The sequence below is a fragment of the Alteromonas sp. K632G genome (genome assembly GCF_017653625.1).
Classification (GTDB): Bacteria; Pseudomonadota; Gammaproteobacteria; order Enterobacterales; family Alteromonadaceae; genus Alteromonas; species Alteromonas naphthalenivorans.
Window position 1 is genome coordinate 20,552 of the sequence record NZ_JAGGDM010000018.1, and the last position, 15,479, is coordinate 36,030.

The following is a 15,479-nucleotide window of genomic DNA, read 5'->3' on the forward strand; positions in this document are numbered from 1 at the left end:
TAGCAGCAAGGGTAGTAACATGGTGACGAAAAGCGAAGCGGCAAAAAGTAAGAACAGATCCTTATTTATCAACATTATTGTGATCACGTTGTTTGCTTCACTAATGGCTGTTTTTATCGTGCGACTGAATACCAGCGAAGTTAATTTTGAAGCACAGATGCTTAGGCAGCTAGCGCTCAAGTTGGAAGAATCTGCAGTAACGGCTCATTGGAAGTGGCAGTCAGAAGGGCGGCCGGTTCGTATTCTGCTTACGCACTATGATAGGCAGGGTAATGAAGTTGGACGTACGCCCGTGCTAATGAGTCATGAGGGATGGCCAGAAGTGTCTCCTTCTGTGCAAGGGTGTAAAACCCTTTGGAACGCATTGCTAACCGTGCCTATGATGGTTAATGGTTTTAATGTGCGTGGTGAATATTTTCGTGGTGAGTTAGTCGACGATGAGGCCGTGAATGCACGCTGCCGATTTTCCTTAAGCGCGGGGGATTACTTTGACTACTTTGTATTTCGTGGTGATGTGGTTCCAGAAAACGAACAATAACAAACAAACTGAATTTTAATAATGAGAAAACTGGGGTGGTCCAAATGAAAAAGCAACGACATCAAATAGCGGGAAAACAACTGGGTTTTACGCTAATAGAGCTTGTGATTGTAGTCGTATTACTTGGGCTACTAGCGGCAGTGGCCATTCCACGCTTTCTTGATATTACTGAACAAGCTGAAGATGCCACGGTTGAGGGTGTTGCCGGTGGTTTCGCCACAGGGGTTGGGCTTGTGCGCGCACAATGGGAAATAGAAGGTCGGCCAGAAGAGAATGCGTCTACCAATCAGACCTTTGTGACACTTGATGGCATTAATGTCGCGGTTGATCAGGATACCGGCTATCCCACAGGCCTGCTAAACGGTGACGGTAACAGTCAAGACACAGCGATTACCGCATTAGACTGCGAAAGTATCTTTAGCCTGATAATGCAAAGTGCCCCCTCCATTACATCGAGTTTTTCAGAATCACCATTTGACGGTTACCGATACTTTGCTACAAATAGTAGTGGTGGCGGCGCAAGTGGTAATGACCTTTGCTATTATTACCTTAGCCAATCTATAAAAAATCTGAACAGTAGCCCTACCAATGATGCGCAAGGCGATGGGTTTCTATACGACCCACGGATAGGCCAAGTTATCGTTTTTAGTAATGATTCGAACTCATAACTATGTATTGAGTTTTATACGTAAACTGGTGATTTTTAAACTAAAGTTTTATATTCAATTACGCCATTTTTGCAATAATAAACGTAATTGAAACAAAAGGACATTTTTTATGCAGCAACGCGGTTTTACCCTTATTGAGCTAGTCATAGTTATCGTAATTCTTGGTATTTTAGCGGTTACCGCTGCGCCTCGGTTTGTAGGTTTCCAAACTGATGCTCGCATTGCCACATTAGAAGGAGTGGAAGGCGCACTGATTAGTGCTTCGGAAGCTATTCATGCAAAAGCAATTATTGCTGGCGCGACTGCATCGTCAAATACGACCATCAACGTAAATGGCACTGATATCAATGTTCGTTATGGTTACCCGTACAGCACATACTTCGATGACAATAACAATACCACCACTGTGCAGCTAGATTCATACATGAACCTAGATATTCGTGCAGTAAACACTACCGCAGACCAAGGTACTACAGATTGGTATGTGAGTGCTAACGGTACTTGGGCTCGCATTTACCCCGACGGTTTTGAAGGTGCTAACTGCTATGTTGAGTACAGAAATGCGGCAGCGGGTGGTTCTCCTACTATCACATTGACTTCGACTGCTTGTTAAATATTACCTAGCACATGGCCAGGCATTTCGTTCCTGGCCAGCGTCAGGCCCGAGGCGCTGGCTTTACGCTCCTTGAGCTTATTATTGTCATCGTCGTTATTGGTATTATAGGCGTGGTCGCTTCTGCGCGAATACAAGATGATACCGGCTACACAGAATACTCCCTTCAAATACGTTTTCTCTCTACCTTACGAAATATTCAAAGCAAAGCCATGCAAGATAACCGCGCAGGCTATTGTTATCGCACTATTGTGAGTTCGTCTGGTGACGGTGCTTACGGCCCTACTGTTGTTAACTACGGGAGTGCAAATCAATCAGCCAGCTGTGGCGCAAGTATTGCCGCCAACGCGCCCACATTTTTAGCGGCGCGGGGTGATGAAATTGGTGCTAAAGGGGTATCTATCACCTTTTCAGAAGGTGTTGCTTCGCCTTCTTATATTGACTTCGATTACCTTGGTCGGCCAATAACCGCCACCGGCAGTTGTGCATCAGATATTTGCAGAGTGACCTTTGTGGGAACAGCAACAGTTGGTGTCTGTATTGAAGCTCAGGGGCTTATTTATGCGTGCTGAGCGAGGTTTTACACTACTTGAGATCGTGATTGGGTTAGTGGTGACCAGTATTGTCATGCTTATTGTTACCGATTTACTTGGCGCGCAAGCGCAACAAAGCGTGGCGCCTGTAACGCAAGCCCGCGCTAATATTTTAGCCCAAGGATTACAACGAGAAATACTGAGTAAGGCATTTGACGAAAATAGCAGTGGGCATAACGCCGGTGAACGATGTAGCGACACTATTAACTGTACGACTAGCGCAAACTTGGGGCCTGATAGTGGAGAAAATCGTTCTACCTTTGATGATGTGGATGATTACCACGGCTACAGCGTTATTAGAAACAGTGCGGGTCAAACCATCACGCAAGGTGGGCAAAGTTTATATCAAGGTTACCAGCTCAACGTAGTAGTGTTTTATGATGATAACCTTGACGGTATTGATGATGCTGGCGTGGGTAGCTATACGGGCAACACCAAATTGGTTCGCGTGTCTGTACTTACCCCTAACGATAAAACCATAGTCTTTAGCGGTTATCGGTGGAATTACTGATGGCAAATAGCACACCAATGAACAAGGCTCGAGGCTTTACGTTAGTAGAGCTTGTCATCGTCCTGGTGGTTATGGGGGTGATAGCCACAGGGATCGCAAAAGTGGTTACCAGTAGCATGTCTGTATTTGTTGGTGTTAGTGAAAGAGAGCAGCTTGTTGCCCAAACGTCTTTTGCCATAAATCGTATGGCTCGTGAACTACAAAACGCCGTGCCTGCCAGTGTGAGAGTAAGGGGATCATCGTCTCAACACTGCCTACAATTCGTTCCCGCTGATGTGGTAACAGGTTACAGTGATATCTCTGTTCAGCCAGCCACTGAAAATACTATCGATATATTATTTCCTGCGGATGCCCTTGATAATACTCAGCCCTTTACCGCTAGTGCATCTGTGATTGTTGCACCACCTAGTGTATTAGATGTCTATAACGCCGCTAATGATTACCGCCAACCTATAGTAAGTTGTACCGATGACGGCGATGGCGACTGTGCAACGAGAGACAGCACTGACGATACCCTCGAGATTACGGTAAGTGATGCCTTTGCAGAAGCCTCACTAGCTAACCGTGCTTATATTGCCTCAAAAGCGGTGAGTTTTTGCTTAAGAGGTTCGGTACTTCACCGGATTGAGTCTGGGTTTACCACATCGCAGCCTTTGGCTTTGGCAAGTAGCCCGAGGCTTGGGGTGGACTTCATTAATGTTTTATCTGCCTCACCTGCTAGCGGTACCTCAAACGATGACCCTTTTCAGGTTCGTAGTGTGAACGGTGGGGTTAATAATATGGTGATGTTGCGCCTACGAGCCCAAAAAGGCGATGAAGTATTAAGTCTGACGACTGAGGTGGCAATTGAAAATGAGCCGTGAACCTTTATCCCAACAATATCTAGTACATAAAGCACATAAAGCGCTTTCAAGAACTGATAGAAATAGAGTAGAGAAAACACATCCTAGTACGGCAACGTTAGGCGGTTCGTTCTTTACTGCCTCGCGAAAACATCAGCGAGGAAGTATGTTGGTCATGGCGTTGTTTATTATGATAGTGCTGGCTCTGTTAGGGTTAACACTGGCCTCGTCACTCTCTTCTACGGGCAACAAAGTCGCTGCGGATAACCTAGGTTTTCGCGCTCAGCTTGCAACACAAGCGGGCATGGAGCATATAAAGGCCACTGCAAACCCTGCAGGTGCCACCCCATTATCTTGTAATGGCACCATTAATAGCCCCGCTTCGTTTGGCCAAGTAAGAGGCCTTGAAGGGTGTGCTTACCAAGCCAGTTGTCAAACAAGCACTACGATTATTGCAGGCGTAAACTATTATTTCTATCGTTTTGCCTCTACCGCCCAATGCACCGCTAGTGAGTTAATTTCAGCGCATACACAGACCGATTCAATGATGATTGAACAATAAATATTATATTAATGTGAAACTTCCGGTTCAAATGCTTGTCTACTCTCACTGGTTTAAAAATAGCCACTTAACAAGAAGTTGGTTGGAAGTGAGTAGAAGGCGCAGTGGGTTTCCACTTAATCGCCACCTAATTGTTTAAAAAATGGTTCTCTGCTTGCCCAAATATGCCCCCATTGTTAAAGTGTGCGGATAAACATCGACTTCACGTTAAAGCGCTGTCATCTCACCCTTGCTAACACGCGATAACACAGAAACAGGAATACACTTTTCATGTTTAAAAAGCTTCGAGGCATGTTCTCTAATGATCTGTCCATCGACCTCGGAACAGCTAACACGCTGATTTACGTTAAAGACCAAGGTATTGTACTCAACGAACCCTCTGTAGTGGCTATTCGCCAAGAGCGTGCTGCTGGACCTAAAAGCGTTGCCGCTGTAGGTGCAGAAGCCAAACGAATGCTAGGTAGAACGCCTGGTAACATTCGCGCTATCCGCCCTATGAAAGACGGCGTTATTGCCGACTTTTATGTAACAGAGAAAATGCTTCAGCACTTTATTAAACAAGTGCATGACAACAATTTCCTTCGCCCTAGCCCTCGTGTTTTAGTTTGCGTTCCATGTGGCTCTACCCAAGTAGAGCGCCGAGCCATTAAAGAGTCTGCGCTAGGTGCAGGTGCACGTGAAGTGTATTTGATTGATGAACCTATGGCCGCCGCTATTGGTGCAGGCTTACCTGTATCAGAAGCAACCGGCTCAATGGTGGTCGATATTGGTGGTGGTACAACCGAAGTGGCTATCATTTCACTAAACGGTGTTGTGTACTCGTCATCGGTACGTATCGGCGGTGATAAGTTCGACGAAGCTATCATTAACTATGTACGCCGTAACTTTGGTTCACTTATTGGTGAAGCAACGGCCGAGCGCATCAAGCATGAAATTGGTGCAGCTTACCCAGGTGAAGAAGTTCGTGAAATTGAAGTACGTGGTCGTAACCTTGCTGAAGGTGTTCCGCGTGGCTTCACATTGAACTCCAATGAAATCTTAGAAGCCTTGCAAGAGCCACTTACTGGTATTGTTTCTGCGGTTATGGTTGCCCTTGAGCAATCTCCACCAGAACTCGCGTCTGATATTTCAGAACGCGGCATGGTACTTACCGGCGGTGGCGCATTACTGAAAGATTTAGATCGTTTGCTAATGGAAGAAACGGGCATTCCAGTAGTTATTGCAGATGATCCGCTAACTTGTGTAGCGCGTGGCGGTGGTAAGGCATTCGATATGATTGACCTACACGGTGGCGACCTGTTTAGCTATGAGTAAACAGGAAAGGCAGCCTTAAGGTTGCCTTCTTTGTATTATGGATACTATTTTTACTCGCGGTCCCTCACTGAATAATAGATTAGCGCTGGCAATTGTTTTGTCAGCGTTACTTATTTTTGTGGATCACAAAGTAGAAGGGTTTAAATCGACTCGGGTCTATTTAAATTCATTCATGAGCCCCCTTCAATATTTAGCCAATTTACCTCGGCTAATGCTAAGCGAAAGCGCCCAGCGCTTGACCTCACATGAAGATCTTCTCGAAGAAAACGACAAGCTAACGAATCAACTGTTGCTCATGAGTGAGAAGCTCCAGCGGTTTGATGCCTTGTCTCAAGAAAATAAACAATTAAGACATTTGCTAGATGCACCTGTACGTAACGACTTACGTAAAATGGTGGCCGAGCTGATGGCAGTTGATAAAAACCCTTATAGCCAGCAGGTGGTCATCAACAAAGGCGCCATTGATGGAGTTTATTTATCTCAGCCCATTATTGATGAAAAAGGCATAGTGGGGCAGGTTATGGAAGTGGGCACTACCAATAGCCGCGTACTTTTACTGGCTGATGTGACTCACGCTATTCCTGTCCGCTCTCAGCGTAATGATATCCGCTTTATTGCTACTGGCAGCGGCGCGCTAAACGAGCTGTATTTAGAGCATGTTCCCCACAGCGTTGATATTAAAGCGGGAGATGTATTGATTTCCTCCGGCTTAGGAAAAATTTTCCCCGAAGGCTATCCCGTAGGTACAGTGAAAGAAGTACGACGGGATGAAAGTCGTCCATTTTCTATTGTAACCGTAACGCCTATGGCTAAATTAGACAGGTTAAAGTATTTGTTACTCTTGTGGTCTGATGAAGGCAAACCTATCGACAGTAATGTGGGTAGTGAAAGTGATGCGGATAAAGAAGATGAAAGCAACACGGTAAGCAAGGAGGAGGCTGAAGATGATTCGTAAGCGTCATTCGGTTATCGTCACTACGCTTTTGATTGCGCTAGTTCTTCAAATTGTGCCATTGCCTATTCAGGTTGATTTATACCGTCCTGATTGGGTTTTGATTGTGCTTGCGTACTGGAGCATGGCGCTTCCCCACAGAGTGAATGTGGGCGTGGCCTTCTTAACCGGTGTGGCGGTTGACATACTAGTCGGCACTACCTTGGGCATCCACAGTTTAAGCTTAAGCATTTCAATCTATATTTTAGCCGCGAACTATCAGCGGCTTCGAAATTACTCGGTATGGCAACAAGCTATTGTTATAGGATTGCTTTCTTCGCTGTACCACTTGCTAACATTCTGGGTACAGCACTTACTTACTGATATCTATTTCCAATTGGATTACTTGTGGCCCGTGCTTACCTCTATGCTGTTATGGCCTTGGGTATTTTGGCTACTTCGTAAAACCCGTCGTCAGTTTTCCATTAGTTAAAGTGTGAGGCTCTTATCGTGAATTACTCAGTGGTTTTAGCCTCTGCTTCCCCTCGTCGTACCATGCTGTTAGATCAGATGGGCATTGCCCATTCAGTAAAGCCAGTGGATATTGATGAATCAGCCTTTGCTAATGAAACGCCTGAAGCCCAGGTAGCTCGACTCGCTGAGCAAAAAGCGAAAACAGCACTTGCACGGTTACACGATGAAGATGCACTTAATGAAAATACGCGTGTATTAGCGTCTGATACGCTTATTGCCTTTAACGGGGTTAGTTTAGGTAAGCCTGAAGATAAAGAAGACGCTAGACGTATTCTTTCAATGCTATCGAACAACGAGCATGAAGTACTGACGGCCATTAGTGTGGCGTCTACCACCAAGCAAGTAACACAAACTATTACCACCAAGGTAACTTTTGCCGCATTGACGAACGATGAAATTGACGCATACTGGGACACAGGTGAACCTGCAGATAAAGCAGGCAGTTACGCCATTCAAGGTATTGGCGGTCAATTTGTAAAAGCAATAAATGGCAGTGCTAGCGCAGTGGTTGGATTGCCTTTGTATGAAGCAAGGCAGTTACTTAGAGAATTTGGAGTCGTGTAGTGAGTGCAGAGCTACTAATCAATGTTACACCGTCAGAGTCTCGTGTTGTTCTCATTGAAAATGGGATATTGCAGGAAATTCACGTAGAGCGTCATACCAAGCGTGGCTTAGTGGGCAATATCTATCGCGGTAAAGTGAGTCGGGTACTTCCTGGAATGCAAGCCGCATTTGTGGATATTGGCCTTGAAAAAGCCGCTTTTCTTCATGCCTCGGATATTGTTATTCATAATGAAATAGCAGAGGAAGTATCTGCCAGTCACATTCAAAAACAAGACATTCGTGAGCTTGTTCGAGATGGTCAAGATATTGTTGTGCAAGTAGTGAAAGATCCTATTGGCACCAAAGGCGCCCGCCTTACTACCGATATTACTATTCCAAGTCGCTATTTGGTGTTTATGCCAAGTGTTACCCATGTTGGCGTATCTCAGCGTATTGAAGAAGAAGCCGAGCGAGAGCGTTTAAAAACGCTAGTGCAGGAATTCTGCGATGAAAACGGTGGTTTTATTTTACGTACCGCAGCTGAAGGGGTAGGTAAAGCCGAATTACAGCAAGATGCTGCCTTTTTACGCCGACTTTGGGACAAAATTCAATCGCGGATGAAAAAGCGTAAGTCTAATGTGTTGTATGAAGATTTACCGCTGGCGCGCCGTGTGCTTCGTGATTTTGTCGGCACCGAGTTAGACAGAATTCGAATAGACTCTAAGTTGTCTTTTCAGGAGCTGTTCCAGTTCACGAAAGAATACGTGCCCGAAATGAACGGCAAGTTGGAATATTACACGGGCGACAGGCCCATATTCGACTTGCACGATGTTGAAAATGAAACCCAGCGAGCGCTTGAACGTAGGGTCGATTTGAAATCAGGCGGCTATTTGATTATCGATCAAACCGAAGCCATGACCACCATTGATATAAATACCGGCGCATTTGTTGGGCACCGTAACCTAGAAGAAACTATCTTTAATACTAACACCGAGGCGACACAAGCCATTGCTAGGCAGCTTCGGTTACGTAATTTAGGCGGTATGATCTTAATCGACTTTATCGATATGATTGAACCAGACCACAAAAGACGTGTCTTACATAGTCTAGAAGTGGCGACAAGTAAGGACAGGGCCAAGATTAATATTCACGGGTTTACGTCGCTAGGGCTCATAGAAATGACCCGCAAGCGCACCCGTGAAAGTATTGAGCACATACTGTGTGGCGAATGCCCCGTATGTAAGGGCCGAGGTACGGTGAAAACCGTTGAAACCATCTGCTTTGAAATTATGCGTGAAATCGTTCGGGTAAACCGCGCATATGATGCCGATAAATTTGTTGTTTATGCTTCGCCAAAAGTGGTTGAAGCATTAATGGGCGAAGAATCGCATATGCTTGCAGAGCTGGAAGTGTTTGTATCGAAGCAAATTAAAGTACAAACCGAAACCTTGTACAACCAGGATAAGTACGACGTCGTCATGATGTAATGCATTAACTATACGAAGGCGAAGTGTGACAAATTTAACGTCGGTAGCAGCCTATTTAGTTAAAAAAATATGGTTGCTGCTTGCCATCCTGCTTGTTCTATTCGCGCTGTTAATCAGCGCCGCTCGCTATGCGCTGCCGCATATTGAACACAACAAGCATCTGCTGGAAGACTATATCAGCCAGCGCTATGGCGTAAATCTTACTATTAACAGCGTGCATGCAGTATGGCAACGCTCTGGGCCGAGTATTGTCTTGAATTCGGTCTCCATGGCGCAAAGTGATGCGTCTCCTGTCGGACTCAATATTCGTCAAGTCTATGTTGAATTAGATTTTTGGCAGTCTTTGAGACGACAAATGATCTCCTCTACACGTTTTGAACTTCGCGGCCTTAAGCTCGATGTTGATGCCGATAGGTTCGAGCGTGCAGGCGATAACAACTTTCCTGTTGTTGATGCATTAAAAAGCTTATTTCTAGAACAACTTCAAAGCTTCTCTCTTGAAGAAGGGGAAGTGCTTCTCTCTAAAAATGGCGAGACTCAATCTTTCATCATCGACCAGTTAACCTGGAACAACAGCGGTAAACGTCACCAAGGCTTAGGGCAAATGAAGGTGGCCGATGTATCGTCGAATTCTGCTTCTTTCATTATTGATGTGACTGGCAACAAAGATGCCTTTGAAGGGGTGTTTTATGCCCGCGCTGAAGATTTAGATATTTCACCTTGGGTGAGCGACTTAATCAAAACCAAACGTCCCTTAACTGAAAGCCGAGCCAGTTTCGAAATATGGGCCGATGTACAAAGTAATGGCATTACGGGTGTTCAAGCCCAGTTTGAAGAAAGTTTATTGGAATGGGGCGGAGAAGAATACTCAACCCTAGTCACAGGTATTCGTGGTGGCAGTATTGAAGCAGCACCCACGCAAGATGGGTGGAGCGTTAGGGTAGATCAATTGGTGATAGACTCTGGCAACGAAACCATAGAAGCTGATTTCGTAGGTAAAGTAACAAATGCAGGCGACGCAGTCGTCAGCATTGTAAAACCGGTTCAGATAAATCCATTTCTGATGCTTCTACCCTTGTTTATGGATGACACCAGCGAAGAGGAAATTCGCGCGTTAAATCCCACAGGGCAACTTGCCACGTTGGAACTTCAATTTAGAAATCGCCGCCCGGAATTAACCGCAAAAATTCTTGATTTGTCATGGGAGCAAGCCGGCAAAACCCCAGGTCTTACCTCGCTAGATGCCGACATTTATTGGTATAAAGAGTCTGGCGCTGTTTACTTAAAAAGTGAAAACAGTACCTTATCTGCTGACAATATTATTAAGCAAAATCTGGATATCAATGCCTTCAACGCCAACCTGTACTTTCATACCCTAGCGGTAGGTGACGAAAAGCAATGGGTGATGACGGGCAAAGAGCTCGTGTTCGACAGTGAACAGTTAGTGTTAGAGCCCGCATTTCGTGCCAATTTAACCACGGGCAACCTAGACATATTTGCCAATATTGAGCCTCTGGCGTTAAACGCCGTAAATAACTTCTTTCCTGCCTCGTTGATGGGCGTGAATACCGATAAATTTCTTACCCGTGCCTTCGCTGGCGAAGGTAGCATAAGCAAAGCGCAAGTATTGTGGCACGGTAATCCTAAAAACTATCCGTTTAACGACAACAGCGGCATTTTTCAAGCTTATGTCGATATTGAAGATAGCGACTTTGTGTTTTCATCAAAATGGCCTGCGTTAAATGAACTTGATTTGTCGGTACGTTTTGAAAATGCCGGCTTAGTCATGGAAAGTGACAAAGGAACGTTAGCAGGTATAGATGTGGCGGCTATGTCGGCAGAAATTCCACGTCTACACCCATCTTCAATGTTAACGATTAAAGCAGACGGCTCTGGAACAGGGGAAAAGTTAACCTCGTTAATGAAACAGTCTTCAATTGCCAGCTCGCTAGGCAAAGTGCTCGATAAAGATGTGCAAGTTTCAGGACCATTATCCGCAAGCTTAACATTAGATATACCGCTTAAAGGCAAAGATATACGTGTTCAAGGCGAAGCTCAGTTAAACAACAATGATGTGTATATTACTAGCACACGTATGCAGTTCGATGATGCTAACGGAACGCTTACCTTCGACAACGCAGAAATTGACGCTAACGGGTTAACTGCGAGTTTATTGGGCCAGCCTGTGGAAATGTCAATCCAGGGGCGTCAGAACGATAGCTACGACGTTAATGTGAACCTTAAAGGGTTGTGGCATGTTCACCCGCTAGTGAAGTATGTGAAAACCGACCTTATTGATTACCTAGACGGTGAAACCCATTGGCAGGCCGATGTTAATTTGAGCTTATCTAATAGTGACTTTTCCTACAATGCCCAAATTAACGCCGATTTAACGGCAACCCAAAGCTTGTTGCCAGCGCCGTTTGCAACTGTTCAAGGCACCAGTCTGCCACTACAAATTAACAGTGAGGGTAATCTACAAGCGTCGAATATAGAGGCAAGGCTCGGTGACAACATTCATTTCGACGGCGTATTGCCCCATAAAGAAATGCAATTTTCTCGAGCACTTCTTTCCTTAGGCGACGCAGATGTGGGTGATAGAGGTACCGGGTTTAGTATTGCCGCGAACTTAGAGCAGGCCGACATTGTTGAATGGTTCACTACCTTGCAGACGCTGATTATGCCGAGCAAAATGGACGATGCTAGTACGAGCTTAACCGTTAATACAAACACCAGCGCCATAACAAATAAGAATATCAATAGCGATACGTTATCCACACAAAACCGTGCCCAAAAGCAAAACATCTTCGGGGTGCCATCACGCATATTTGTGACTGCAGATACCTTAACAGGGTGGGGGCACTCACTGAATAACGTGTCTTTAACCGCTCGAGAACAAGACAAAGATTGGCTGCTACAGGTGGATGCGGCAAAAGCGCGAGCAACTATTAGGGTGAATAACGATATTAATAACCAAGGTATCGATATTAATGCTGATTACTTAGTACTGGATAAACCTGCGACTGAAACTGAATTAAACGAGACACCGGTAGAAGAAATCGAAATTGCTAAGCAGCAAGCTGAAGTCGTGGAGGTTGACCCGCTAGATGTACCACCTATCTACTTTTATTGCAATGTGTGTAGTGTTCATGGTCTCGATTTAGGCGAAGTCACCCTTGATGTAGCGAAAACAGACCAAGGATTGCAAATAAGACAATTACTCACGCGCTCTTCCAGTGCCGATGTAACTGCAACCGGATACTGGCAGCATGAAAACGGCGACATCACCACCCGTTTAAACGGCACGCTTTCTTCCCCTGATGTAGGCCAAATGTTAAAGCAACGAGGAATAACGTCGGGTATTAAAGACTCTGAAGCCGATGTTAAATTTGATTTGGGTTGGCCTTCCGCTCCATTCGACTTTTCGTTAGACAAACTAAGTGGTGACGTAGATTGGGCCCTCACTGATGGTTATCTCACTGAGGTCAGTGATAAAGGGTCGCGCATATTCACATTATTCAGCCTAAACTCATTAGTACGTAAGTTAAGCCTAGATTTTAGAGATGTATTTGCCACGGGTTTCTTCTACGACAAAATGGGTGGAAGCCTACAAATTGCGGACGGTACCGCCTTTACCGACGATACTGAAATAGACGGCGGTGCAGGTGAGATTGAAATTAAAGGGTATACCAATTTAAATACCGGTGGCCTTAATTACAATATAACCTTTGCCCCTAATGTAACGGGCAACTTGCCCTTTTTAGTGTACTTTTTAGCTACGCCTCCAACCGCATTGGCTGCGCTGGCGTTAGATCAAGTGTTAACATCTGCTAAAGTTATCTCGAACGTGAACTATAAGGTTTCTGGTACCATTACTAATCCGCAGTTCGAAGAAGTAGAACGACATAGTAAAGATATAAGCTTACCGGCGAATGTGTCGCCAGAAAGCACTTCGCCATTAGATCGGCCGCTTACCGAAGATGATTTACGCAGAGTAAAAATGGAGGTTATCGATGGTTAATCTAGTTGCAGTTCAAATGACATCTACACCCAGTGTAGAAGACAATTTAAATCATGTAGAGCAGGCGCTTGCCAACGAACAAGTCCCAAAAGACAGCTTGGTGGTATTGCCAGAATGCTTTGCCTGTTTTGGTACCAAAGATGGCGAGCTACTCAATGCCGCCGAAGTCAAAGATGAAGGGCTGATTCAGCAACGTTTATCGGCGCTAGCCAAAGCCCATGAGTGCTACATTGTTTCGGGCACATTTCCTATGGCTACCAATGATGCGTCAAAGTTTTCAGCAGCGTGTTTATTGTTTGGCCCAGACGGCACAGTATTGGCCGACTATCGTAAAATTCACCTTTTTGATGTGTCGGTTGATGACAATACGGGCAGCTACAAAGAATCTAAGTTTACAAACCCAGGCAGTGAAGTTGTTACGGTAAAAACCCCAATTGGCAACATTGGGCTAGCGGTATGTTATGATGTGCGCTTTCCAGGCTTGTTTACCGCCATGGGGGATATCGATATTTTAGTGTTGCCTGCTGCCTTTACGCAAAGAACAGGTGAAGCGCACTGGCACACGTTAGTGAAAGCGCGAGCCATTGAGAAACAATGCTATGTAGTAGCCGCTAATCAAACCGGTGAGCACCAAAATGGCCGTGAAACCTTTGGTCACAGCCTAGTGGTTTCGCCGTGGGGTGAAACCTTGAGCGAGCTACCTCAAAATATTGGTGTCATTCAAACCAGTGTTAATATTGAAACGCGACAAGCCATTAAACAAAATATGCCGGTTGCCGAACATAACCGATTCAGGAGTCACTTTGTCTAAATCTGTTGAACGCCATTTACTGTCTGACTCTGGACTAGATGTAGCGTCGCTAGAAAAAGCCCTTTCGGGTATCCATCGTCACGATACCGATTATGCTGATCTTTATTTTCAGTCGAGCCAACACGAAAGTTGGGTGCTCGAAGATGGCATTATAAAAGAAGGTAGCTATAACATTGAACGTGGTGTTGGCGTTCGCGCCATTAGCGGTGAAAAAACCGGTTTCGCCTATTCAGATGAAATCAGCGAAGATGCCTTGGTAAAGGCGTGCAACGCTGCGCGCAGTATTGCCCCGGATGGCGGTTCGCAAAAAGTATCATCGTTAGGGCGTAGCGACTATCAAGCGCGCTACGGTGAGAAAAACCCTATTCTCGCTATGCAAGATGCAGAGAAAATCTCTTTGCTAAAAGCCGTGGACGCGTATGTTAGGCAGCAAGAGCCATCAGCCAATCAGGTTGTAGTGAGCATTAGTGGTGTATACGAAGAAATTTTAGTGGCTGCCAGTGATGGTACATTTGCCACCGATATCCGCCCCTTGGTTCGCCTTAATTGTTCTGTGTTGCTTGAAGACGGTGATCGTCGTGAGCGTGGCAGTGCGGGTGCTGGCGGTAGATACGCCTATTCCTTTTTTGAGTCAGATAAAGACGGTCGCCCCTACTATGAGCAATTAGCCGACGACGCCCTGCATATGGCTCGGGTTAATATGCAAGCGGTGGCATCACCAGCGGGTGCTATGCCGGTAGTATTGGGTAATGGCTGGCCTGGTGTATTGTTACACGAAGCGGTGGGTCATGGTCTTGAAGGCGACTTTAACCGTAAAGGTGCATCTACCTTTAGCGGGAAGATTGGTCAGCGAGTAGCTGCAAAGGGTGTAACAGTAGTAGACGATGGCACATTAGCTGATCGTCGTGGCTCGTTGTCGGTTGATGACGAAGGTACACCAACACAGCACAATGTACTTATTGAAGATGGCATTCTAAAAGGCTACATGCAAGATAAGCATAACGCCAAGCTAATGGGTGTTGCGCCAACTGGAAACGGTCGTCGCGAGTCTTATGCGCATTTACCTATGCCGCGCATGACCAATACTTACATGCTAGAAGGGCAGTACGATCCGAAAGAGATTATCGCCTCTATCGAAAAAGGTATTTACGCGCCTAACTTTGCCGGTGGGCAGGTTGATATCACATCAGGTAAATTCGTATTTTCTAGTGCAGAAGCATACCTTATTGAAAATGGTAAAATTACCGCACCAGTTAAGGGCGCTACTTTGATTGGAAATGGCCCTGAAGTTATGCAGAAAATTTCCATGATTGGCAACGATGTGGCATTAGACAACGGCGTTGGCGTGTGTGGTAAAGACGGCCAAAGCGTGCCTGTTGGCGTAGGCCAACCTACATTGAAAATAGACGAGCTTACTGTGGGCGGAACGGCGTAAATTGCGCGTTACGCTAGTGTGAGAATTCGAAAAAGGCGCCGGTTGGCGCCTTTTTTATTGCAATATTTATGACTGT

At 45.5% G+C, this 15,479-nt stretch carries 15 protein-coding genes; all 15 read left to right on the plus strand.

Features of this window, described 5'->3' with window-relative positions; translation table 11 throughout:
- Positions 1-19 precede the first annotated feature (19 nt).
- The 15 genes from J5X92_RS16390 to tldD all read left to right on the plus strand — a co-directional run bounded on the left by J5X92_RS16390 (position 20) and on the right by tldD (position 15,403).
- On the plus strand, positions 20-538 hold the full coding sequence (locus J5X92_RS16390) for a hypothetical protein (protein WP_013785862.1): 519 nt from the start codon (positions 20-22) through the stop codon (positions 536-538).
- Positions 539-582: 44 nt separating this feature from the next.
- Entirely contained in the window at positions 583-1,206 is a 624-nt protein-coding gene (locus J5X92_RS16395; RefSeq protein ID WP_013785861.1) for a prepilin-type N-terminal cleavage/methylation domain-containing protein, read from the plus strand.
- A gap of 109 nt (positions 1,207-1,315) precedes the next feature.
- Positions 1,316-1,819, plus strand: coding sequence for a type II secretion system protein (locus J5X92_RS21330; RefSeq protein ID WP_013785860.1), 504 nt, complete (start codon positions 1,316-1,318; stop codon positions 1,817-1,819).
- A 14-nt stretch (positions 1,820-1,833) separates the two neighbouring features.
- Entirely contained in the window at positions 1,834-2,391 is a 558-nt protein-coding gene (locus tag J5X92_RS16405; RefSeq protein WP_208806127.1) for a prepilin-type N-terminal cleavage/methylation domain-containing protein, read from the plus strand.
- On the plus strand, positions 2,381-2,923 hold the full coding sequence (locus J5X92_RS16410) for a prepilin-type N-terminal cleavage/methylation domain-containing protein (RefSeq protein WP_126872559.1): 543 nt from the start codon (positions 2,381-2,383) through the stop codon (positions 2,921-2,923). The genes J5X92_RS16405 and J5X92_RS16410 overlap by 11 nt, the downstream gene beginning before the upstream one ends.
- Positions 2,923-3,786: a prepilin-type N-terminal cleavage/methylation domain-containing protein gene (locus tag J5X92_RS16415; protein WP_126872558.1), complete on the plus strand. Its 864-nt coding sequence runs from the start codon at positions 2,923-2,925 to the stop codon at positions 3,784-3,786. Before J5X92_RS16410 ends, J5X92_RS16415 begins: the two co-directional genes overlap by 1 nt.
- Positions 3,776-4,327 (plus strand): hypothetical protein, encoded by a 552-nt coding sequence (locus J5X92_RS16420; protein WP_126872557.1) that lies wholly within the window; start codon positions 3,776-3,778, stop codon positions 4,325-4,327. Before J5X92_RS16415 ends, J5X92_RS16420 begins: the two co-directional genes overlap by 11 nt.
- 270 nt (positions 4,328-4,597) lie before the next feature.
- Positions 4,598-5,641, plus strand: coding sequence for a rod shape-determining protein (locus J5X92_RS16425; RefSeq protein WP_013785855.1), 1,044 nt, complete (start codon positions 4,598-4,600; stop codon positions 5,639-5,641).
- Between the two features lie 37 nt (positions 5,642-5,678).
- The gene (mreC, locus tag J5X92_RS16430; RefSeq protein WP_208806128.1) at positions 5,679-6,596 is read left to right on the plus strand and encodes a rod shape-determining protein MreC; all 918 of its coding nucleotides are present in this window, start codon (positions 5,679-5,681) and stop codon (positions 6,594-6,596) included.
- Positions 6,589-7,065, plus strand: a complete 477-nt coding sequence (gene mreD, locus J5X92_RS16435) for a rod shape-determining protein MreD (protein WP_041453083.1) — start codon at positions 6,589-6,591, stop codon at positions 7,063-7,065. The genes mreC and mreD overlap by 8 nt, the downstream gene beginning before the upstream one ends.
- A 17-nt stretch (positions 7,066-7,082) precedes the next feature.
- Entirely contained in the window at positions 7,083-7,670 is a 588-nt protein-coding gene (locus tag J5X92_RS16440) for a Maf family protein (protein ID WP_208806129.1), read from the plus strand.
- A complete protein-coding gene (rng, locus tag J5X92_RS16445) occupies positions 7,670-9,136 on the plus strand; it encodes a ribonuclease G (RefSeq protein WP_013785851.1) in 1,467 nt (488 codons plus the stop codon). Before J5X92_RS16440 ends, rng begins: the two co-directional genes overlap by 1 nt.
- A 25-nt stretch (positions 9,137-9,161) precedes the next feature.
- Positions 9,162-13,157, plus strand: coding sequence for a YhdP family protein (locus J5X92_RS16450; RefSeq protein ID WP_013785850.1), 3,996 nt, complete (start codon positions 9,162-9,164; stop codon positions 13,155-13,157).
- Entirely contained in the window at positions 13,150-13,968 is an 819-nt protein-coding gene (locus J5X92_RS16455; RefSeq protein ID WP_013785849.1) for a carbon-nitrogen hydrolase family protein, read from the plus strand. The genes J5X92_RS16450 and J5X92_RS16455 overlap by 8 nt, the downstream gene beginning before the upstream one ends.
- A complete protein-coding gene (gene tldD, locus J5X92_RS16460; protein ID WP_126872555.1) occupies positions 13,961-15,403 on the plus strand; it encodes a metalloprotease TldD in 1,443 nt (480 codons plus the stop codon). The genes J5X92_RS16455 and tldD overlap by 8 nt, the downstream gene beginning before the upstream one ends.
- Positions 15,404-15,479: the final 76 nt, after the last annotated feature.